This is a genomic window from Pseudoxanthomonas sp. 68-E7, from assembly GCF_057773145.1.
Genome location: NZ_JBYMTI010000005.1, coordinates 101,851 through 120,343, shown reverse-complemented (window position 1 = coordinate 120,343; position 18,493 = coordinate 101,851). Strand labels below are relative to the sequence as shown.

The 18,493-nt window shown below is 67.7% G+C and carries 15 protein-coding genes and 1 tRNA gene; 12 read left to right on the top strand and 4 right to left on the bottom strand.

Annotated elements, in window-relative coordinates; translation table 11 throughout:
- Nucleotide 1: 1 nt before the first annotated feature.
- Nucleotides 2-1,870 carry a poly-beta-1,6-N-acetyl-D-glucosamine N-deacetylase PgaB gene (pgaB, locus tag AC3DE2_RS13385; RefSeq protein WP_488426620.1) on the bottom strand — a complete coding sequence of 623 codons (1,869 nt, stop codon included), beginning with the start codon at nucleotides 1,868-1,870 and terminating at the stop codon, nucleotides 2-4.
- 2 nt (nucleotides 1,871-1,872) lie between these two features.
- Complete coding sequence (pgaA, locus tag AC3DE2_RS13380) at nucleotides 1,873-3,885, bottom strand: poly-beta-1,6 N-acetyl-D-glucosamine export porin PgaA (protein WP_488426619.1); 2,013 nt, start codon at nucleotides 3,883-3,885, stop codon at nucleotides 1,873-1,875.
- A gap of 621 nt (nucleotides 3,886-4,506) precedes the next feature.
- Here pgaA and AC3DE2_RS13375 point away from each other — a divergent pair.
- Both AC3DE2_RS13375 and AC3DE2_RS13370 read left to right on the top strand, forming a co-directional pair.
- Nucleotides 4,507-5,838 carry a glycosyltransferase family 2 protein gene (locus AC3DE2_RS13375; protein ID WP_488426618.1) on the top strand — a complete coding sequence of 444 codons (1,332 nt, stop codon included), beginning with the start codon at nucleotides 4,507-4,509 and terminating at the stop codon, nucleotides 5,836-5,838.
- Complete coding sequence (locus tag AC3DE2_RS13370; protein ID WP_488426617.1) at nucleotides 5,835-6,764, top strand: hypothetical protein; 930 nt, start codon at nucleotides 5,835-5,837, stop codon at nucleotides 6,762-6,764. The genes AC3DE2_RS13375 and AC3DE2_RS13370 overlap by 4 nt, the downstream gene beginning before the upstream one ends.
- Before the next feature lie 185 nt (nucleotides 6,765-6,949).
- On the opposite strand, the gene AC3DE2_RS13365 is transcribed toward AC3DE2_RS13370, so the two are convergent.
- Nucleotides 6,950-7,026: transfer RNA gene (locus tag AC3DE2_RS13365), tRNA-Pro, on the bottom strand.
- A 127-nt stretch (nucleotides 7,027-7,153) separates the two neighbouring features.
- Here AC3DE2_RS13365 and hisS point away from each other — a divergent pair.
- Nucleotides 7,154-8,548: a histidine--tRNA ligase gene (hisS, locus tag AC3DE2_RS13360; RefSeq protein ID WP_295375906.1), complete on the top strand. Its 1,395-nt coding sequence runs from the start codon at nucleotides 7,154-7,156 to the stop codon at nucleotides 8,546-8,548.
- Nucleotides 8,549-8,949: 401 nt separating this feature from the next.
- Here the strand turns inward: hisS and AC3DE2_RS13355 are convergent, their stop codons facing one another.
- Entirely contained in the window at nucleotides 8,950-10,770 is a 1,821-nt protein-coding gene (locus AC3DE2_RS13355; RefSeq protein ID WP_488426616.1) for a sensor domain-containing diguanylate cyclase, read from the bottom strand.
- A 188-nt stretch (nucleotides 10,771-10,958) separates the two neighbouring features.
- On the opposite strand from AC3DE2_RS13355, the gene AC3DE2_RS13350 reads away from it, so the two are divergent.
- The 9 genes from AC3DE2_RS13350 to hisIE are packed head-to-tail and all read left to right on the top strand — an operon-like array spanning nucleotide 10,959 to nucleotide 18,418.
- Nucleotides 10,959-11,288, top strand: coding sequence for a YerC/YecD family TrpR-related protein (locus AC3DE2_RS13350; RefSeq protein WP_488426615.1), 330 nt, complete (start codon nucleotides 10,959-10,961; stop codon nucleotides 11,286-11,288).
- A 10-nt stretch (nucleotides 11,289-11,298) separates the two neighbouring features.
- A complete protein-coding gene (hisG, locus tag AC3DE2_RS13345; RefSeq protein WP_488426614.1) occupies nucleotides 11,299-12,213 on the top strand; it encodes an ATP phosphoribosyltransferase in 915 nt (304 codons plus the stop codon).
- The gene (hisD, locus tag AC3DE2_RS13340; RefSeq protein WP_488426613.1) at nucleotides 12,210-13,502 is read left to right on the top strand and encodes a histidinol dehydrogenase; all 1,293 of its coding nucleotides are present in this window, start codon (nucleotides 12,210-12,212) and stop codon (nucleotides 13,500-13,502) included. The genes hisG and hisD overlap by 4 nt, the downstream gene beginning before the upstream one ends.
- Nucleotides 13,499-14,608: a histidinol-phosphate transaminase gene (gene hisC / locus AC3DE2_RS13335; RefSeq protein ID WP_488426612.1), complete on the top strand. Its 1,110-nt coding sequence runs from the start codon at nucleotides 13,499-13,501 to the stop codon at nucleotides 14,606-14,608. Before hisD ends, hisC begins: the two co-directional genes overlap by 4 nt.
- Nucleotides 14,605-15,678 (top strand): bifunctional histidinol-phosphatase/imidazoleglycerol-phosphate dehydratase HisB, encoded by a 1,074-nt coding sequence (gene hisB, locus AC3DE2_RS13330; protein WP_488426611.1) that lies wholly within the window; start codon nucleotides 14,605-14,607, stop codon nucleotides 15,676-15,678. The genes hisC and hisB overlap by 4 nt, the downstream gene beginning before the upstream one ends.
- Nucleotides 15,678-16,274 (top strand): imidazole glycerol phosphate synthase subunit HisH, encoded by a 597-nt coding sequence (gene hisH, locus AC3DE2_RS13325; protein ID WP_488426610.1) that lies wholly within the window; start codon nucleotides 15,678-15,680, stop codon nucleotides 16,272-16,274. Before hisB ends, hisH begins: the two co-directional genes overlap by 1 nt.
- A complete protein-coding gene (gene hisA, locus AC3DE2_RS13320) occupies nucleotides 16,274-17,041 on the top strand; it encodes a 1-(5-phosphoribosyl)-5-[(5-phosphoribosylamino)methylideneamino]imidazole-4-carboxamide isomerase (RefSeq protein ID WP_488426608.1) in 768 nt (255 codons plus the stop codon). Before hisH ends, hisA begins: the two co-directional genes overlap by 1 nt.
- Nucleotides 17,035-17,811, top strand: a complete 777-nt coding sequence (gene hisF, locus AC3DE2_RS13315) for an imidazole glycerol phosphate synthase subunit HisF (protein WP_488426607.1) — start codon at nucleotides 17,035-17,037, stop codon at nucleotides 17,809-17,811. Before hisA ends, hisF begins: the two co-directional genes overlap by 7 nt.
- Complete coding sequence (gene hisIE, locus AC3DE2_RS13310) at nucleotides 17,801-18,418, top strand: bifunctional phosphoribosyl-AMP cyclohydrolase/phosphoribosyl-ATP diphosphatase HisIE (protein WP_488426605.1); 618 nt, start codon at nucleotides 17,801-17,803, stop codon at nucleotides 18,416-18,418. The genes hisF and hisIE overlap by 11 nt, the downstream gene beginning before the upstream one ends.
- Nucleotides 18,419-18,493: the final 75 nt, after the last annotated feature.

Sequence of the window (18,493 nt, the reverse complement as noted above, 5' to 3'; positions counted from 1 at the left end):
ATCAGCGCTCCTCGTACGGAAAGCCGCGGGCGGAGATGCCGGCGCGGGCGTCGGGCATGCGGGGCAGATCGCCGATGAAGTCATCCGGATACCAGCCCAGATGGCGCACGCCCTGCGCCTGCAGGCGCCGGATCAGGGCATTGATGCGCTTGCCGGGGATGGGCTTGCGGGTGTTCCAGTCGACCGTCTGCAGTTCGAACAGGGTCTGGGACAGTTGCGGGTCCTGCGTGCGCACGGCGGCCACCAGCTGATCCAGCCACTTCTCCGGATGCCGGCTGCCTTCCATCCACGGCATCGCCATCAGCGCGGTGTGATCGTAGGCGCGGTTGAACAGATCCAGCCGTTGCGCGAACCAGGCCTGGCTCTGCGGCTCCAGCACCGGGCGCGCGTACAGGTTGCGCACGGTCCTGAGCTTGGGGCGCCAGCGTTCCGCGGCGTTCTTCAGTTCCAGGGTGAAATCGATCAACGCCTGGGTGCGCGCCTCGATGTTGCTCGGGGCGAGCGAGGCCAGTTCGGTGTCGCGCAGATAGGCGTCGTCATGGAACAGCAGTCCTTCCATGTAGGAGGCCACGGCCAGGTCCTCGTAGATGCCGGCGATGGTCCGGCGCACGTCCGCGCGGGTGAAGTCCAGGCGCGGGATGCCGTCGGCCTCGCGGCTGGCGATGGCCATGTCCGGCGCCTGTTGCGGCAGCTTGTAGGCCATCACCGGCAACCAGGCGTACACCTTGACGTGCGCGCGGGTGTACAGCTGCCAGGCGACCCGGTTGTACAGATCCGCGCGCACCGGCATGAAGCGGTTGGGGAAGTACAGCGCATCCGCGGCGCCGTCGCCATCGGGATCGGCGAAGGCCTGCAGGAACACGTGGGTGGGACCGATGCGGTTGACCCGCTCGATCAGCGCATCCAGGTTGCGTGCTTGCTGCTGCGGATCCGGGTCATACACCGCGTCCAGATCGACCTGCAGGGCGCGAATGCCCTCGGCTTCCGGATCATGGCGGAGTTCGTAGGCAAGCTCGGTCACGGTCGGGTTGTCCATCACCAGCAGGCGGGCGAGACCGTGCAGGTCCCGGGTCACCGGTGTGCTGGGTCCTTCCAGATCGAACGACACCGACATGCCCAGCGTCTCGGCGATGTCGTTGCTCACGCTGCTGTAGGCGGCATACGGCCACACGATGGAGCGGGGCGCCTGGCCCAGATGCTTGCGGATCAGAGCGCTGCTGGTGGCCAGATCCGAACGCACGCGCTCGCGATACGCGGCTTCGGTTTCGTACTGGCCGGCGGCCGGGTCGTAGATGCGCGTGATTGCCGCGGGGGTCTGGTTGCCCTGCGGATTGGACTGCACGCCCTTGTGCATGGCGTTGGTGTGGCTGGCGATTTCGACCAGGCCGGTGGCCTGCATCTCGCGCAGTTGATCCCAGGTGACGAAATCGTCGCGGTTGAACATGCGCGGGCCGTAGTCGATCTCCTGGCCGGCCGGCATGTCGACCCAGCCGGTGATGACCGCGGCCAGGGCCGGGTAGTTGTACGCGCGCAGCAACGGGAAGGCGTGCGTGTACAGGCTGCGCAGGCCGTCGTCGAAGGTCAGCAGCACCGGCTTGGACGGCAGCGGCGTGCCGCCGCGCGAGGCTTCCACCACCTGCGACAGCGACACCGGGTGGTAGCCGTGGCCGGACAGCCAGTCCAGGTGCGCGGCAAAATTCTGGGTGCTGACCGCGTAGGCATCGGCGTCACCCTTCTTGGCGACATCGTCGCGGATGTCGTGGTAGCTCAGCACCAGCAGCGGCTCGGCGGCGCGTGCGGTGAACACCGGCGCCAGCAGCGCCAGCGCGAACAGGCCCAGCAGCAGCCCGATCGGACGTATGGACTTCATCATCATTCTCCCCACCGCAGTTCGGCGTCGAAGCCGAAGCGCTCTTCACGCACGCCGTCATAGACCGGGCGCGACCAGTTGATGCCGTAGGTCAGGATCCGGCCCAGGCCGAACTGCCATTCATGCTCGTAGCGCAGCGACGGTACCCACGCGGTCCCGAAGCCTTCCTGCCAGTAGCGTCCGGCGGTCGCGGTGAAACGGTGGCGGAAGTGGCGCTCGTATTCGCGCCATGCCAGGTGGTCCGCGCGCAGGCCCAGTTCCAGCGTGCCGTCGCGCGAGGGATTGAAATAGGGCGTGTCCTGGCGGCTGGCGCGGCTGGCGGATACGCCGGCCAGGCCATCGAGCAGGAAATGCGGGCGGGTGAACAGCCGCTGCTGCGCATCCAGGTTGAGCGCGGTGCGGCGATTGCCATCCTCGTAGCGCCAATGGGTCAGTCCGCCGCCGAAGCGCGTGCGTTCGTTGCGCTCATAGGCCAGGCCGACCGTCGCGCTGTCCGCGGTGATGCCGGCGTCGCGCGCCTGCAGCGAGGCGTCGGCGTCCTTGCGGCGCAGCGACAGGCGTCCATCGAGGGTGTCGCTGAAGCGCCAGCCCACGTCCAGACCGATGCCGGTTCCCCCCACGCGATCGCTGGAGTGGTAGACACCCAGATGCGTGTCCAGGCGATCGTAGGCATAGCGCACGCCCACGCCCTGGCGGCGCTGGTGGATGCGGTCGCGGTCGAAATCGGCCCAGCGATCGTCGATCGCGGCGGTCAACCGCCAGCGATCGTCGATCAGCGGCGACTGCACTTCCACGCCGTATTCGCCGTCGCGATTGCCGAACGGAGTGTTGCCGGTGCCGCCGCGGCTGCGCGCGCCCGCCACGTAGGCGCGCCATTGCCAGCCGCGATGCTGGCGCCAGAGTTCGTCCATGCGCTGCACGTTCGGCTGGTCACCGTATTCCTTCACCAGCAGGCCGTGCAGATCGCGCGCTTCGTCGTCGCGGCGCAGGGTGACCAGCGCTTCGACCTGGCCAACGCGCGCGTTGACGTCGCGTTCGTCCAGGGTGGAGGCCATGCGGAAGCGCTCCAGCGCGCGTTCCGGCCAGCCCCGCATCATGTAGACCTGCCCGAGCGAGGTCTGCATGCCGGCGTTGTTGGGGGCGATGCCGAGCATGTCGGTCAGTTCGCGCTCGGCGGTCGGCAGATCCTCGGAAAACGCACGCAGCATCGCCAGGGTGCTGTCGGTGTCGGCGCGACGCCAGTTCTGGCTGCCCTGGCGGGCGCCGGGGGCATACAGCCAGGCCGGCTGGGTTTCCCGGTAGGTTTCCAGTTGGCGGATGGCGGTGGTCGGCTGTTCGCTTTCCAGGTAGGCATAGGCCAACTGCATGCGCACGTCGCTGTTGTCCGGATCGGCCTGCAACGCCGCTTCCAGCACCGGCGCGGCCTCGACCGGGTGCTTGAGCGCCATCAGCGAATCGCCGACCGCGGGCAGGGCATAGGCGGGGACGGTGTCGCCCAGCGCGCGATATTCGTCGACGACCTGCTGGTGGCGCCCCATCTTCGACAACAGCAGCAGGCGGTCGTAGCGGATGCGGGTCGGCAGCGCCGGATCATTGGCCGGCGAGAGCCGCAGGTATTCGTCGATGGCCGTGTCGGCCACGCGCGCCTCGGCCAGGCGGTTGCGCTCGTTTTCCGGATAGGCCTGCGACCACAGGATCAGGCGCGCGAGGTAATTGGCTTCGAACCGTTCGCGCTGCGCGGCGTCGAACAGGTCCGGCCGGGCGCGGTACATCGACCAGGCCTGGTAGCTGTTGCCGATATCGCCCAGGGTCAGGGTACGCAGGCGGTACAGGTTGGCGTCATCCGGACGCTGTGCCTGCAGGCGCTCGAAGATGGCCAATGCGTCCAGCCAGCGCGACTCGTCACGCAGGCGTGAAGCCTGTTCGAGCGAGGCGTCATGGCCAGGATCGGTGGTGGGTGAATCGGGAGTTCCGGCGGGTGCCGCTGCCAGTGCCGGCAGACCGGTCGCACCCATGGCGCATGCCAGCGCCCAAGACAAAGTGGTTCTTTTCAAAGCGTTCCGCCCCTGTAGCTAACAGAAAGGCCTCCGGAGGGAGACCTGCTGGTGGTCCATGATTTGTGATGAGAAGCACAAATCTTGCCAACTCCGGGAAACCTCCCCGAAGGGGTCTGTAACGGGACGATTCTGTTAATAATCCATAAATTTATGTGATGTAAATCACCAAAAATCACCCTGTCTGGACCCGATTCATCGGTTGCGGGCAGGGCATGGAGCGTGGCGGGAGCCAGCAGATGGGGTTCCTAAGCGTCTGAACCGGTGCCCGCGCCCAGAAGCAGGCGTCGGTGGTATCCGGGGCCTGTTTGCTCGGGCCTGGCTCAAGGTGACGGGCCAAAAGTGACCTTCTGCGTCACTAAATAGTGATTTAAATCACGAAATTTGAACGGAGAGGGGGAGAGCGACCGAGAGGAGTCCGCCGGGAGGGCATCCGGTTGGCACGCGATTTGCTCAGTTCCCGGCACATTCCGAGTTTCCGTGCCCGCCGCCATGTATGACGCCCATTCGCCTTCAGATGCCCCGCCCTGGGATGGGATCCGTGCCCGGCCGCCGGAGCCCCCCACGCCGGCACCAATTCCGGTGCCGGAATACCGGCGCTTCTACCTGCCGATACGGGTCAAATACCTGCTGGTGCTGACGGTTGCCCTGGCCTGGGCGGCCCTGAGTGTCCGCCTCTCGCAACCGTGGCTGCAGGAACTGTCGATCCACGTGGGCTTTGCGGCGGCGCTGGTCATCATCGCCTTCATCGCCTACGTGCCGGGCTTCATGAATGCCTTCCTGATCGGTTCCATCCTGGCCGACCGGCGTCCGCGCCTGCGCAGGTTCGAGCGGTTGCCGGAGGTGTGCGTGCTGGTGGCCTGCTACAACGAAGCCGACAACATTGCCGACACCCTGACCAGCCTGGCCCGCCAGGACTACCCGGGCGAGATCGAAGTGGTGGTGATCGACGACGGCTCCACCGACGACAGCCTGGCCATCGCCCGCGCGGCGGCGGCCGAACAGGGCCGGCCCGGCCTGCGCGTGCGCGTGCTGGCGCAGCCCAAGAACGGCGGCAAGTCCAAGGCACTGAACCGGGGATTGGCCGAAACCCGGCAGGCCCTGGTGGTCACCGTCGATGGTGATTCCTACCTGCGTCCGGATGCGCTGCGCAAGCTGGTCGAACGTTTCCTGTGCGATCCCGCCGGCACCGTGGCGGTGGCCGGCGCGGTGCTGGTGCGCAACTCCCGCGAGAACTGGCTGACCCGCAGCCAGGAGTGGGACTATTTCCATGGCATTGCCGCGGTCAAGCGCATGCAGAGCATGTACCACGGCACGCTCGTCGCACAGGGCGCATTCTCGCTCTACACCCGCCAGGCCCTGGAACAGGCCGGCGGCTGGCCCGAATGCGTGGGCGAGGACATCGTGCTGTCGTGGGCGCTGCTGAAGACCGGCGCGCGCATTGGCTATTGCGAGGAAGCCTGCCTGTTTACCCGGGTGCCGGAAAAGCTCGGCCAGTTCTCGAAGCAGCGCCAGCGCTGGTCGCGCGGCTTGATGGAGGCGTTCGCGCGCCACGGCAGCCTGCTGTTCAAGCCGCGCATGACCACGCTCTTCATCTGGTGGAACCTGCTGTTCCTGCCATTGGATCTGGTTTACACGCTGGCCTTCATTCCCGGCCTGATCCTGGCGCTGTTCGGCTATTACTGGATCGCCGGTATCATGACCCTGCTGGTGCTGCCGCTGGCCGCGCTGTGGAACCTGATCATCTTCCGGGTGCAATCGAAGATGTTCAAAAGCCAGGACCTGCGCGTGCGCCGCAACATCAGCGGCTTCCTTTTCTACACCCTGGCCTACACCATGATCCTGCAGCCGGTCTGCGTCATGGGGTATGCCGCCGAGATGCTGCGCCTGCGCAAGACCTGGGGGACCAAATGAGCAAGTGTGTCGTCGCCGTCGCCCTCGGATGGGCGCTGGCGGTTCCCGCGGTCCCGTCCTTCGCCGAAGACATGCCCGCCGCGCGTCCGGCGCTGCGCACCGACCTCTGGATCGGTTCGGACGCGGACGACAACGAGACCCGCAAGGTCGCGCTGGGCTGGGACATCCAGCATCGGGACATCGAACACTGGTGGGGCGTGAAGGTCGAGCGCGCGCGGTTCGCCGGGCGCGACTGGTCCGAGTTGGAGAATCGCGCCTACCTCAGCGGCGCCGGCAGCCTCGGCAAGGACTGGCGCTGGGACGGCGACATCGGCAGCAACGGCGATGATCTGCTGGGCCGCGCGTCGATCCACAGCACCGATCCCTGGCGCAAGGAGTTCTTCGTCGAGCGCGATGTGTTGGAAACCCGGCGTGGCGCGCGCGAGGGCTGGGTACAGACCTTCGCCGGCGCGGCGATCGACATGCCATTCAGCGACCGCTGGTCCGCCAGCCTGGTCGCCGGCCTGCAGGACTTCGGCACCGGTGACAACCTGCGCACCCACCTGCGCGGCAATCTCGTCTATGCGTTCGCGCCGGAGCAGGGCCTGAGCGCCCAGTTGCGCACCCGCTACTACCGCAACAGCGAAGCCTTCGAGGCCGATTACTACTCGCCGCCCTGGTATGGCGAAGCGCTTGGCGTGCTGGCCTGGCGCCGGCACATCGGCGGTTACCAGTGGAATGCCCGCGCCGGCTGGGGACGCCAGCGCAGCTCCGAGGAAGGCTGGAAGCGTGCGCGCCTGGTCGAATTCGGCGTCGAGACCCCGCGCTGGAAGGACGCCTGGCTGCGCCTGGACGCCGGTTACACCGACACCCCGGTGCTGACCGACACCGGCACCGGCAGCTATGCCTTCCGCTACGTGCGCCTGCAGGCGTTCGTGGTGTTCTGACGCGGAATCAATGCTGGCTGGCCGCCGGGCACGCCAGCCAGCCGTACGCATGGGCGGTGCTTCCGGCGGTTGTCCGGCGGAATACCCGGCCGCCGGCCCAAGCCCGGGCAGGCCGTGGCGTGGCTCGCAGGCACAAAAAAACCCGAAAAACCGTCGTTTTCCAGGCTTGCTTGCGACCCATCGATTGGTCGGGGAGACAGGATTCGAACCTGCGACCTCTACGTCCCGAACGTAGCGCTCTACCAGACTGAGCTACACCCCGTGTGAGCCGGCTATTCTATTCAGGACGCGGGCGGTCGGCAACAGTTTTTTGCGTGCCTGCCCGGATACTGCGTTCAGTCTTAGAATGGCGGGCCTTTCGTAACGGGTCGTCTCCCCGGAGTTTTCGCTTGATCAAGCCACGCACGCCGCCCGGAGTGATGGAACTGCTGCCGCGCGAGCAGATTGCGTTCCAGCGCATGCTGGACACCATCCGCCGCAATTACGAGCGCTTCGGCTTCCTGCCGGTGGAAACGCCGGTGTTCGAGCTGTCGGAAACCCTGCTGACCAAGTCAGGCGGCGAGACCGAGCGCCAGGTCTACTTCGTTCAATCCACCGGCGCGCTGGCCAAGACCGAGGCGGGCTCCGCCGAGGGCTTGCCGGAGCTGGCGCTGCGCTTCGATCTGACCGTGCCGCTGGCGCGTTACGTGGCCGAGCACGAGCACGAGCTGACCTTTCCGTTCCGGCGCTACCAGATCCAGCGCGTCTATCGTGGCGAGCGGGCCCAGCGCGGGCGCTTCCGCGAGTTCTACCAGTGCGATATCGACGTGATCGGCAAGGATGCGCTGAGCATCCGCTTCGACGCCGAGATCCTGGCGGTGATCCATGCGGTCTTCAGCGACCTGGGCATCGGCAGGTTCACCATCCAGCTCAACAACCGCAAATTGATGCGCGGTTTCTTCGAGGCGCAGGGCATCGCCGACGGCGAGCGCCAGGCGCTGGTGCTGCGCGAAGTCGACAAGCTGGACAAGCGCGGCGCGGACTACGTGCGCGAGACCCTCGAAGGCCCCGATTTCAACGTCCCGGCCGAAGCGGTCGCGCGGATCCTGGACTTCGTCGCCATGCGTTCGACCAGCCACGCGGACGCGCTGGCCAAACTGGAAGCGCTGGGGCAGGGCAACGAGACCCTGGCCCAGGGCGTGGCCGAACTGCGCGAAGTACTGGAACTGGTGCATGCGCTGGGCGTTCCCGAAGACGATTACTGCCTGAACTTCTCCATCGCGCGCGGCCTGGACTACTACACCGGTACCGTCTACGAGACCCAACTGGACGACTATCCGCAGATCGGCTCGATCTGCTCGGGCGGCCGCTACGAGGATCTGGCCAGCCACTACACCAAGTCCAAGCTCCCCGGCGTGGGCATCTCCATCGGCCTGACCCGCCTGTTCTGGCAGCTGCGCGAGGCCGGCCTCATCGCCGGCAGCGACGAGAGCAGCGTGCAGGCGATGGTGGCCTTGATGGACGACGGCGCGCTGGCCGATTCGCTCGACATCGCCCGTCGCCTGCGTGCCGCCGGCATCAACACCGAGGTGCAGATGGAAGCGCGCAAGCTGGCCAGGCAGTTCCAGTATGCCTCGCGTGCCGGCATCCGTTTCGTGGTGCTGGCCGGTGAAGACGAGCGCGTGCGCGGCGCGGTCACGGTGAAGGATCTGGTCCGTGAGCAGCAGTTCGAGGTCAAGCGCGAGGAACTGGCCAGCAGCCTGAAGGTCGAGCTGGAACAGGCCCGCGCGCTGGCCGGGCGATGAAAAAGCAAATGCATCGGTAGAGCGGAGCCTGCTCCGCCGGATGTCGCAGGCCCCGAGCCGGGCGATTTCGGCTCTATAGCCCAGCGAGCTTGCCCTGATGTTTGTCGAAAGGCATGGGGCGATGGAGCGGTGCCATCGGCATCGGTCGTACTCCTGCCTACCTGGGGCGCGCGCGGTTCCGTCGCCCCGCTTTTCGTCATCCCGCTTCCCATCATCACTTCCCGTCATCCCAGCGAAAGCTGGGATGCACTTTCGCGGGAAGATGAAAATCAGCCGGCCCCTGCATCGCGCCAGGATGGATCCCGGCTCCGCGGGCTGACGAGCAAGTCCATGCGACGGTGCCAAACGCGCCTCCATCCGCCCTTCGGCTACCTTCCCCCGCAAGCGGGGGAAGCCCTGCCCTACAGCGTGCGGACGCAGTCCCGGCCTTCGGCCTTGGCGGTGTAGAGCGCCTGGTCGGCAACCTGCAGCGCGGAGTCCAGGCTGTTCTTGTGGGCGTCCACGCAATGGACGCCGATGCTGGCGGAGATCGGGATGTCCAGTTCACCGCTGCGGCAGGGGCGATCACGCAGGCGCTGCCGTAATTCCTCGGCCACCGCGCTGGCCTCCTCCAGATCCATGTCGGGCAGGGCGGCGATGAATTCCTCGCCGCCGAAACGCGCGACCAGCGCACCGTAGGGGCGCAGGGTCTCGGCCATCGTATTGGATGTCCAGCGCAGGCAGTCGTCGCCGACCAGGTGGCCGTAGGTGTCGTTGATGCGCTTGAAGTGATCCAGATCGATCATCAGCAGCGAGATCGGCTGCTCGGCGTTGCGGGCCTGTGAAAGCAGGTGTTCGAAGGCTTCGCGGAAATGGGTGCGGTTGTACAGTTCGGTCAGGCCGTCCAGCCGGCTGAACTCGCGCAGGCGCAGATGCGCCGCTTCCAGCTGGTCCAGCGCGCTGCGCAGTTCCGTGGTGCGCTGCTCGACCTTGATTTCCAGTTGGTCCCGCGATTCGCGCACGATCCGTTCATTCTCGTTGCGCAGCGACGCATAGCGGTAGCCGAGCGCCACCGACAGCAGCAGCATCTCCAGGGCCGAGCCGATCTGCACGCTGTACTCGGTGACGAAATTCTTGGGCAAGACGCCAAACGCGACCATCGCCACCATCGCGATGCCGGTCAGGAACATCGACCACGCCAGCAGGAACAGCTTCGCCGGTTTGTAGCCGCTGCGCATCGCGACCACCGCCTCGACTGCGATCCAGGCCACGCTGAGGATCACCGCGATCACCGCCAACTGGGTGGACAGGCGGATGGGGATCCAGGTGGTGGCGATGCCCAGCACGATGAACAGCGCGATCATGCCCAGGCCGATGTAGTCGCCCAGCGGCCAGCGCCGGCGCAGGCCGAGGAAGTTGCGGGCGAACTGCTGCATGCCGATCTGCGCCAGGCAGATGGACAACGGCACGGATTTGTCCGCCAGCCATGGCGAGCGCGGCCACAGGTATTCGAAGCCCAGGCCATACAGGGTGAACAGCACCAGCCCGAACGCGCTGATGTGGAACATGTACCAGAAGTAGCTGGCATCGCGCAGGGTCAGCCAGAGCACCAGGTTGTAGGTGAACAGCGCCAGCAGGATTCCGTAATAGATTCCCATGGCGAACTGGGCGTCGCGCGAGAGCTCGGCGAATGCGGTGGGCGTATACAGGGCCAGCGGCACCTGCATCGAGCTCTGGCTTTCCACCCGCACGAACAGGTCGGCCGGCTGGCCGGGCGGCAGATCCAGTTGGAAATTCGGATGGCGGTAGCGGACGCTGCGCTGCTCGAAGGGGTGGTGGTCGCCGCCAGCCTGGTGGAACACCCGTCCATCGGGATAGCGCACATACACGTCCAGCCGGTCGCTCAGCGCGTATTGCTGCACCAGCAACCAGCGCGGCTCCTGCAGGTTGCGGTTGAGCAGGCGCACGTGGAACCAGTAGGCGCCGGGCTGGAAACCGAACGAGGCGTCATCGCCGGGCAATGGAAGAAAACGTCCCGATCGCAGGGTGTCCTCGATGCCGTCGAGATCCGCGCGGCCATCGGTGTCGTGGAAGTAGCCCGTATGGGCGGCGAGGGGATGGGTTGCCGTATCGCCGGACATCACCAGCGGTGCCTGTTCCCGCGGCGTCTGCGCCTGGGCGAGCGCGCAAAGCAGGGAAAGCCCCGCCAGCAGCCAGCGAAACCTGCGAATGGCCTCCCTCATCCGGTTCACTTCCCCGTTCTCGTGCCCGCCCAGACCGGCGGACGCGTCGCCAGTTTAACCATGTAGGTACATCCGACCAGAGAGGGGGCAGGGGCCGGGTTGACGACGACGGGGAGGTGGATTAATGTATTAACGCGTTAATACATTGATTGGCCGGCCACCGGCCCGGCATCTGCCTCGGAACCCTGATGAAACGTCGCCCCACCGCCTCCGATGACCCGACCGAAAGCGCCTCGCTGCAGGCGCTCTCCGAGGCGCTGGCCCGCCTGGCCGAGGTCGGGCAGGTACGGGCATTCCTGGAAGATCTGTGCACGCCGGCCGAACTGGAGGCCATGGCGGACCGCTGGCGGGTGGTTCCGCTACTGCTCAAGGGCGTGCCGTACCGCGAAATCCACGAGCTGACCCAGGTCAGCGTCACCACCATCGGGCGGGTCGCCCGCACCCTCGAACGCGGCACCGGCGGCTACGCCACCGCGTTCCAGCAGCAACAACCGCGCGCCAACGGCGCCTCCCACTGAGTTCCCTCCCATGAGTCCCAGGGTTGTACCCGCGACGCGCGATCGCCTGCGCATCGCCATCCAGAAAAGTGGCCGTCTGGCCGAACCGGCGCGCGCGCTGTTGGCCGCGTGCGGACTGAGCTGGCGCGAAAGCCGCGACAAGCTGTTCTGCTACGGCGAATCGCTGCCGATCGACCTGCTGCTGGTGCGCGACGACGACATTCCCGGCCTGATCGCCGATGGCGTCTGCGATTTCGGCGTGGTCGGACGCAACGAGCTTGACGAGCAGGCCGGCGAGCGCACCCGCATCGGCCTGGCGCCCGCGTACCAGGAATTGCGCCCGCTCGGTTTCGGCCAATGCCGGCTGATGCTGGCGGTGCCGGACAACTGGGAATGGCAGGGCGCGGCGCAACTGCAGGGCCTGCGCATCGCCACCAGCTATCCGGCGATCCTCTCGTCGTGGTTGCAGCGGCAGGGCGTGGAGGCTGGCGTGGTGGAACTGTCCGGTTCAGTTGAAATCGCGCCGCGCCTGGGCACGGCCGACCTGATCTGCGATCTGGTCTCCAGCGGTGCCACCCTTGCGGCCAACCAGCTCAAGCCGGTGGAAACCCTGCTGGACAGCGAAGCGGTTCTGGCTGGCCCGGTGCGCGAATTCGACGACGAACGCGCGGGGCTGGCGGCGATGCTGCTGCGCCGGGTCGATGGCGTGCTCAAGCTCAAGGACAGCAAGCTGCTGATGTTCCGCGCCCACCGCGACACCGTGGCTGAATTGTCGCGGCTGCTGCCGGATGCGGAGCCGCTGGTCCAGTTGCCTGGTTCGGGTGAAGGCCCGCTATCGCTGCAGACCATGTGCCACGGTGCGATCACCTGGCAGCGGCTGGAGGAACTGGAGCGGGCCGGTGCGCAGGGATTGATGGTGCTCTCGGTCGAGAGGTCGCTGGCATGAACCGGCTGATCTGGTCCCGCCTCGATGGCGAACAACGCCGCCTCGCCCTGCGCCGTCCGGTCCAGGCGGTGGCGCAGCGCACCCGCGATGCAGTCGCCGCGGTGCTGGCGGAAGTGCGCCAGCTCGGCGATCCCGCGCTGCGCGAATTCACCAGTCGCTTCGACGGCGTCGCGCTGGACGATTTCGAAGTCGGCGCCGCCGAATTCGCCGCCGCCGAGACGACCGTTGCGCCGGCGCTGAAACAGGCGATGCAGGAAGCCGCCACCCGCATCGAGGCCTTCCACCGTGCCGGCATGGCCCAGCCGTACGCGGTCGAAACCGCGCCCGGCGTGGTCTGCGAACGGATGATCCGGCCGATTCCGAGGGTGGGCTTGTACGTGCCCGCCGGCAGCGCCCCGTTGCCGTCCACCGCCTTGATGCTGGGCGTGCCCGCGCAGCTGGCGGGTTGCCGTGAAGTGGTGCTGTGCACGCCGCCACGCGCCGATGGCAGCGCTGATCCCGCCGTGCTGGTGGCGGCGCGGCTGACCGGCGTCACCCGCGTGTTCAAGCTGGGTGGCGCGCAGGCGATCGCGGCGATGGCTTTCGGTACCGGCAGCGTCCCGCGTTGCGACAAATTGTTCGGCCCCGGCAACAGCTACGTGACCGAAGCCAAGCAGCAGGTCGCGCAGGCCGGCCTGGCCGCGATCGACATGCCGGCGGGCCCCTCGGAAGTGCTGGTGATCGCCGATGCTGGCGCGGATCCGGCGTTCGTCGCCGCCGATCTGCTGTCGCAGGCTGAACACGGCCCGGACTCGCAGGTCCTGCTGCTGTCGGACGCGCCGACGCTGCTTGATCGCGTCGCCATCGAACTGGAGCGCCAGCTCGCGGCGCTGCCGCGCGCGGCGATCGCCCGGCAGGCGCTGGCGGCGTCGCGGCTGATCGAAGTGGAGCGGCTGGACGATGCCTTCACCATCAGCAATGAGTACGCGCCGGAACACCTGATACTGGCATTGCGCGACCCGCGCGCATGGCTGGAGCGGGTGGAGGCCGCGGGCTCGGTATTCCTGGGTGATTACACGCCCGAGGCCCTGGGCGACTACTGCAGCGGTACCAATCACGTGCTGCCGACCAGCGGCGCCGCGCGTGCCTACAGCGGCGTGAGCGTGGCCAGTTTCCAGAATTTCGTCAGCGTGCAGGCGGCCAGCCGCGCGGGCATTGGCGGCATCGGCGAATGCGCGTTGACGCTGGCGCGTGCCGAGGGCCTGGACGCGCACGCCAACGCGGTCGCCCTGCGGCTGGAGGCGGCATGAACGTTTCCAGTGCGAACCCGGCGGTTTCCGGTGTGCTGGATCTGGTCCGGCCGGATCTGCGCGGCTTCGGTGGCTACAAGTCGGCGCGCACCGAAGCGCTGCGCGGCGATGTCTGGCTCAACGCCAACGAATCGGCCTGGGCCAATCCTGCCGATGCGGGCGCGACCTGCCAGCGTTATCCGGAGCCGCAGCCGGGCGCCCTGCGCGCGGCGCTGGCCGGTCTGTATGGCTGCGCGCCGGAACAGCTGCTGATCGGACGCGGCAGCGACGAGGCCATCGATCTGCTGGTACGCGCGTTGTGCGTGCCGGCGCGCGACGGCGTGGTGATCAGCTCGCCGGTGTTCGGGATGTATGCGGTGTCGGCGCGATTGCAGGACGCACCGCTCATCGACGTGCCGTTGCGCGATACCGAACAGGGCTTCGAACCGGATCTGGATGGGTTGGCCGCCGCCGCGCTGGCGAACGATGCCAAGCTGGTGTTCCTGTGTTCGCCGGCCAATCCCACCGGCCGGGCCTGCACGCTGGAGGAGATCGCGGGTCTGGCCGGACGCCTGGCCGGCCACGCGCTGCTGGTGGTCGACGAAGCCTATGTGGAGTTTTCCGATGTTCCCTCGGCGGCCTCGCTGATTGCGCGGTTTCCGAACCTGGTGGTGCTGCGTACCCTGTCCAAGGCGCATGCACTGGCCGCCGCGCGGATTGGCGTGGCGATCGCCGCGGCGGAACTGATCGCCGTGCTGCGCGCCTGCCAGGCACCGTATCCGGTGCCCGCGCCCTGCGCGGAACTCGCGCTCGCCGGTCTGGCGCCCGCGGCGCTGGCGCAGACCCGGCAGCGGGTGGCGCTGATGCGCAGCGAGCGCGAACGGATGCGCGGCGCGCTGGCGGCGCTTCCCGGCGTGCGCCGGGTGTATCCGTCACAAGGCAACTACCTGCTGGCGCGGTTCGACGACGCCGACCGCGCATTCGCCGCATTGCTGTCCACCGGCGTGGTGGTGCGCGATCAGCGCGCCGCGCCGCAACTGGGCGATGCGCTGCGGATCAGCATCGGCAGTCCGGAACAGAACGACCGGGTGCTGGCGGCGCTGGCGGTGCGGGAGGCGGCGGCATGACCCCGATCCTGTTCATCGATCGCGACGGCACGCTCATCGAGGAGCCGGCCGATTTCCAGATCGACGCCTACGAAAAGATCCGGTTCGTGCGAGATTGCATTCCGGCGCTGCTGAAGCTGCGCGACGCCGGCTACCAGTTCGTCATCGTCAGCAACCAGGACGGCCTGGGCAGCGAAGGCTATCCGCAGGCGTCCTTCGATGGCCCGAACGACCTGATGCTGCGGATCTTCGAGAGCCAGGGCATCCGCTTCCGCGACGTGTTGATCGACCCGAGCTGGCCGGAAGAGAACCGGCCGACCCGCAAACCCGGCATCGGCCTGGTCCTGCCTTACCTGCAGGATCGTGGCATCGACTGGTCGCGTTCGGCGATGGTCGGTGATCGGCCCACCGACATCCAGTTCGCCGACAACCTGCGCATCCGCGGTTTCCAGCTGAAGACGCCGCAATTCGGCGGCGAGTGGGATTGGTCGTCGATTGCCCACGAACTGGCGGATGCGCCGCGCCGGGCCAGCGTCCAGCGCGATACCCGGGAGACCCGCATCCGGGTGGACGTGGATCTGGATCGCATCGCCGAGCCGGCCATCCACACCGGCTTGCCGTTCTTCGACCACATGCTGGAACAGATCGGCAAGCACGGCGGCTTCGCCTTGGCCATCGATGCGCAGGGCGACCTGCACATCGACGAGCACCACACGGTGGAAGACACCGGATTGGCGCTCGGGCAGGCGCTCAAGCAGGCGCTGGGCGACAAGCGCGGCATCGGCCGCTACGGCTTCACCCTGCCGATGGACGAAACGCTGGCCAGCGCGGCGCTGGATTTCAGCGGCCGGCCGTATTTCGTGTTCGAGGGTGAATTCCGCCGCGAGCGCGTGGGCGACCTGCCGACCGAACTGGTGCCGCACTTTTTCCGTTCACTGTGCGACGCGGCCGGGCTGAATCTCAACCTGAGCGTGCGCGGCGACAACGATCACCACAAGGTCGAAGCCTGTTTCAAGGCGCTGGCGCGCGCGTTGCGGCAGGCGATTCGCCGCGAGGGCGCGGAGCTGCCGTCGACCAAGGGAGCGTTGTGATGCAGGTGGCCCTGGTCGATGCCGGCGGCGCCAACATCGGTTCCGTCCGTTACGCGCTGGAGAGATTGGGCGTGAATGCCACGCTTACCGCGGACGCGGCGGTCATCCGCGCGTCGGACCGGGTCATCCTGCCGGGCGTCAGTACCGCCGCCACGGTGATGGCGCGGCTGCGCGAGCAGGGCCTGATCGATGTGCTGCGACAACTGGAGCAGCCATTGCTGGGCGTCTGCGTGGGCATGCAGTTGCTGTTCGAGCATTCGGAAGAGGACGACACGCCCTGCCTGGGCCTGCTGCCGGGCCGGGTGGCGCGGCTGCCGTCGCGTCCGGGTATCCGGGTCCCGCACATGGGCTGGAACACCCTGCAGGCACGGCGCGAATCCGGCCTGACCGCCGGACTCGCGGGCGGCCATGCGTATTTCGTGCACAGCTACGCCGCACCGGTGGGCGCGGACTGCCTGATGAGCAGCGAACACGGCCAGTCGTTCGCGGCGGTGGTGCAGCGCGGCCGGGTGGCGGGCGCGCAGTTCCATCCGGAACGTTCGGCAGAGGTCGGCGCGAAGCTGATCGGGAACTTCATCGAAACAGGATTGCAGTAATGGTCACCGCATCGGAAGACAGGATCCAGGCCGCGGATTTCCAGGCCTATCCGGCCATCGACATCCGCGACGGCCGGGTGGTGCGGCTGGCGCAGGGCGACTATGCGCGTGAGACCCGCTACGGCGACGATCCGCTGGCCATCATCCGCGGCTATGCGGAGCAGGGGGCCGACTGGCTGCATCTGGTGGATCTGGACGCGGCACGGGCCGGTGGCTACACCCTGGCGCCGTTGCTGCGCGATATCGCCGCCACCACCGGTCTGCGGGTCCAGACCGGCGGCGGCGTGCGCTCGCGCGATGATGTCGCGCGCGTGCTCGATGCGGGCGCGGCGCGGGTGGTGATCGGATCGCTGGCGGTGCGTGATCCCGACGCGGTGCTGGCCTGGCTGGGCGAGTTCGGCGCCGAACGGCTCACCATGGCGCTGGATACGCGGCAGGATGCCGCGGGTGTCTGGCGGTTGCCGGTGCACGGCTGGACCGAGGATGCGGGCGCCAGCCTGGACGCACTGGCCGCGCGATTCGAACGCGCCGGCCTGGTCCACCTGCTCAGTACCGACATCGCCCGTGACGGCATGCTCTCCGGCCCCAACCTGGATCTCTACCGGCACCTGCGGGCCATCGCGCCGGGCCTGCGGGTGCAGGCGTCCGGCGGTGTACGCGCGCTGGACGACATCGCCGCCGCGCGCGCGCAGGGGTGCGCCGGCATCGTGCTGGGCCGCGCGCTGCTGGAAGGCCGTTTCAGCGTGGCGGACGCCCTGTCATGCTGAGCCGGCGGATCATTCCCTGCCTGGATGTCCGCGACGGGCGGGTGGTCAAGGGCGTGCGCTTCCGCGATCACGTCGACATGGGCGACATCACCGAACTGGCGCTGCGCTATCGCGATGCCGGCGCGGACGAACTGGTGTTCTACGACATCGGCGCCAGCCCGGAAGGACGGTCGGTCGACTACGCCTGGGTGGAGCGGGTCTCGCGCCTGCTGGACATCCCGTTCTGCGTGGCCGGCGGCATCCGCGACGTGGACACCGCGCGACGGGTGCTGCATGCCGGCGCCGACAAGATTTCGATCAACACGCCGGCGCTGGAACGTCCCGCGCTGATCGGCGAGCTGGCGCGGGCCTTCGGCGTGCAATGCGTGGTGGTGGGCATCGATTCGGTGCGCGAGGACGATGGCCAATGGCGGGTGCGCCAGTACACCGGCGATCCTTCGCGCACCCGCGCGCTTCCGATCCGCACGCTGGACTGGGTACAGCAGGCGCAGCGCCTCGGCGCCGGCGAGATCGTGCTCAACTGCATGGACAGCGATGGCGTCCGGCGCGGTTACGACATCGCCCAACTGTCCGCCGTGCGGGCGCTGTGCGAAGTGCCGCTGGTGGCCTCCGGCGGCGCCGGCGAGCCGGCGCACTTCGCCGATGTGTTCCAGCAGGCCGACGTCGATGGCGCGCTCGCGGCCAGCGTGTTCCACAGCGGCCGCATCGCCATTCCGGAATTGAAGCGTTTCCTGCGTGCGCAGGCCATCGAGGTGCGAGATGCCGTTTGATGCGGGACAACTGGATGCGGAGCGACTGGACTGGGGCAAGGGCGATGGCCTGCTGCCGGCGGTCGTGCAGGATGCGGCGACCCTGCGGGTGCTGATGCTGGGCTACATGAACCGGGAAGCGCTGGACGCGACCCTGGCCAGCGGAAAGGTGACGTTCTACAGCCGCAGCAAACGGCGCTTGTGGACCAAGGGCGAAAGCTCGGGCCACGTGCTGGAACTGCGTGCCATCGAGACCGATTGCGACAGCGACACCCTACTGATCCGGGCGGTGCCGCACGGGCCGACCTGCCACCTGCAGCGCACCAGCTGCTTTGCCGACGCGCCTGGCTCGTTCCTGGCCGAACTGGATGCGCTGATCGCGCGCCGCGAGCGCGAGCGGCCCGCCGGCAGTTACACCACCCGCCTGTTCGAGGAAGGCGTGCGCCGGATCGCCCAGAAGGTGGGCGAGGAGGGCGTCGAGACCGCGCTGGCCGCGGTGGCGCAGGACGAGACCGCCCTGCTGGGCGAAAGCGCGGACCTGCTGTACCACCTGCTGGTGCTGCTGCGCAGCCGCGGTCTGGGGCTGGCCGAGGTGGAAGCATTGCTGGCCGCGCGCCATTCGGGCTGAAAGCGGACATCGGACTACCCCTGGACGCGACCGGAGAACGATAATCGGCGGGTTGCCCGTGGGGCGTTGCCGGGA

What these genes read in the sequence shown, in the direction of transcription:
- pgaB (WP_488426620.1), bottom strand. Translation starts at nt 1,870, where the DNA reads ATGAAGTCCATACGTCCGATCGGGCTGCTGCTGGGCCTGTTCGCGCTG.
- pgaA (WP_488426619.1), bottom strand. Translation starts at nt 3,885, where the DNA reads ATGGGTGCGACCGGTCTGCCGGCACTGGCAGCGGCACCCGCCGGAACT.
- AC3DE2_RS13370 (WP_488426617.1), top strand. Translation starts at nt 5,835, where the DNA reads ATGAGCAAGTGTGTCGTCGCCGTCGCCCTCGGATGGGCGCTGGCGGTT.
- AC3DE2_RS13355 (WP_488426616.1), bottom strand. Translation starts at nt 10,770, where the DNA reads ATGAGGGAGGCCATTCGCAGGTTTCGCTGGCTGCTGGCGGGGCTTTCC.
- AC3DE2_RS13350 (WP_488426615.1), top strand. Translation starts at nt 10,959, where the DNA reads ATGAAACGTCGCCCCACCGCCTCCGATGACCCGACCGAAAGCGCCTCG.
- hisG (WP_488426614.1), top strand. Translation starts at nt 11,299, where the DNA reads ATGAGTCCCAGGGTTGTACCCGCGACGCGCGATCGCCTGCGCATCGCC.
- hisD (WP_488426613.1), top strand. Translation starts at nt 12,210, where the DNA reads ATGAACCGGCTGATCTGGTCCCGCCTCGATGGCGAACAACGCCGCCTC.
- hisC (WP_488426612.1), top strand. Translation starts at nt 13,499, where the DNA reads ATGAACGTTTCCAGTGCGAACCCGGCGGTTTCCGGTGTGCTGGATCTG.
- hisB (WP_488426611.1), top strand. Translation starts at nt 14,605, where the DNA reads ATGACCCCGATCCTGTTCATCGATCGCGACGGCACGCTCATCGAGGAG.
- hisH (WP_488426610.1), top strand. Translation starts at nt 15,678, where the DNA reads ATGCAGGTGGCCCTGGTCGATGCCGGCGGCGCCAACATCGGTTCCGTC.
- hisA (WP_488426608.1), top strand. Translation starts at nt 16,274, where the DNA reads ATGGTCACCGCATCGGAAGACAGGATCCAGGCCGCGGATTTCCAGGCC.
- hisF (WP_488426607.1), top strand. Translation starts at nt 17,035, where the DNA reads ATGCTGAGCCGGCGGATCATTCCCTGCCTGGATGTCCGCGACGGGCGG.
- hisIE (WP_488426605.1), top strand. Translation starts at nt 17,801, where the DNA reads ATGCCGTTTGATGCGGGACAACTGGATGCGGAGCGACTGGACTGGGGC.